This is a genomic window from Vibrio sp. 10N.261.51.A3, assembly GCF_041471965.1.
GTDB lineage: Bacteria > Pseudomonadota > Gammaproteobacteria > Enterobacterales > Vibrionaceae > Vibrio > Vibrio crassostreae_C.
The window spans coordinates 1-1,500 of the sequence record NZ_JBFRPK010000139.1; the positions used below are offsets into that span (position 1 = coordinate 1).

Consider the following 1,500-nt stretch of genomic DNA (forward strand, 5'->3'; position numbering starts at 1 on the left):
TACTGAGCTAAGTCGGCACAAGTGGGGCGCATTTTATTGAATGATTTTCCACCTTGCAATAGTAAATTGAAAAAAAGTGCAAAATTCTCTGACCAAACTCCTACATACGGCTATTTAGCTCAAGGTTTACGTCTTTAACCCGCATCTAGTACAGGAAGATATTTTATTTATCTATCGCTTGATGTATTTTCCATGCACTTGTTTTGTTATCCACTATAGAGTTTTGTATGAGCCCATTTATGTCATTTGACCGCGAACGTTGGTCTGAGCTAAGGAATTTGGTTCCGATGACACTTTCTGAGAGCGACTTAAAAGAGCTTCAAGGCATCAATGAAAAGCTCACAATGGAAGAGGCAGTAGAGATCTATCTACCGTTATCTCGTCTATTGAACCTCTATGTGGCAGCCAGACAGAATAGAAACTCGGTACTCCACCAATTTCTAGATAAGAAAGAGAAAGCGCCACCTTTTATCATCGGTATTGCGGGTAGCGTAGCCGTTGGCAAAAGTACCACTGCGCGTCTGCTTAAAGCCCTACTCTCTCGCTGGGAAAACCACCCAAAAGTTGAACTAGTGACAACCGATGGCTTTTTATATCCGAATGAGGTGTTAAAAGAGAAAGGGTTGATGAGCAAAAAGGGCTTTCCGGAGTCTTACGATATCAAGCGTTTAGTGAACTTTGTTTCGGATGTAAAGGCATGCAAGAGAAATGTCACAGCCCCTGTTTACTCGCATCTTACGTACAACATTACTGATGACGTTAAGTGCGTCGACCTACCAGATGTGCTTATTATTGAAGGACTTAATGTCTTACAAACCGGAATGAATTATCCACACGAACCACATCGCGTGTTTATTTCAGACTTCCTTGATTTCTCACTCTATGTTGACGCTGATAGCCAACAAATCAAAGAGTGGTACGTCAATCGTTTTATGAAATTCCGCGATGGTGCGTTTACTAAGCCTGGCTCTTACTTTAGTCATTACACTAAATTATCGAACCAAGCCGCATTGGATAAAGCAGAAGGTATCTGGAGTTCAATTAATGGCTTGAACCTAGAACAAAATATCCTTCCGACACGAGAAAGGGCTCACCTGATTCTACGCAAAGGCGCAGATCATATGGTTGAAGAAGTGTTACTAAGAAAATAGTAACGCTTTAGTCGCCTTTTCTTAGCGATATCTCGCCACCGATATAGCTCTCAACACCATTCTCAGTTTTGAGCAATACAGCGCCTTGTTCATCGATGCCTTGAACAACACCTTCAATTTCTCTAGGTCCAATGATCAGCCTAACATTGCGACCTAAGAAATTATCCAAGCGGTTCCAACGCTCTACAAAATTGGACATTCCTTTCAACTCATAGTCGACAAGTGACTTATCCCAAGCATTGATCAGAGCCTGCGCTAACTGGTTACGGTCTGGCACCTTCCCATCACACACTTCTTTAAGGGAAGTCCATGGCTGGCCAATACCTGATGTTGTTGGATCCATGGATAG

1 protein-coding gene and 1 pseudogene are annotated in these 1,500 nt (G+C 42.3%); one reads left to right on the forward strand and one right to left on the reverse strand.

Annotated elements, in window-relative coordinates:
- Positions 1 to 227 precede the first annotated feature (227 nt).
- Positions 228 to 1,151: a type I pantothenate kinase gene (gene coaA, locus AB4371_RS22160; protein ID WP_017062776.1), complete on the forward strand. Its 924-nt coding sequence runs from the start codon at positions 228 to 230 to the stop codon at positions 1,149 to 1,151.
- A 7-nt stretch (positions 1,152 to 1,158) separates the two neighbouring features.
- On the opposite strand, the pseudogene AB4371_RS22165 reads toward coaA, so the two are convergent.
- Positions 1,159 to 1,500: pseudogene (locus AB4371_RS22165) on the reverse strand (biotin--[acetyl-CoA-carboxylase] synthetase); the annotation flags it as partial.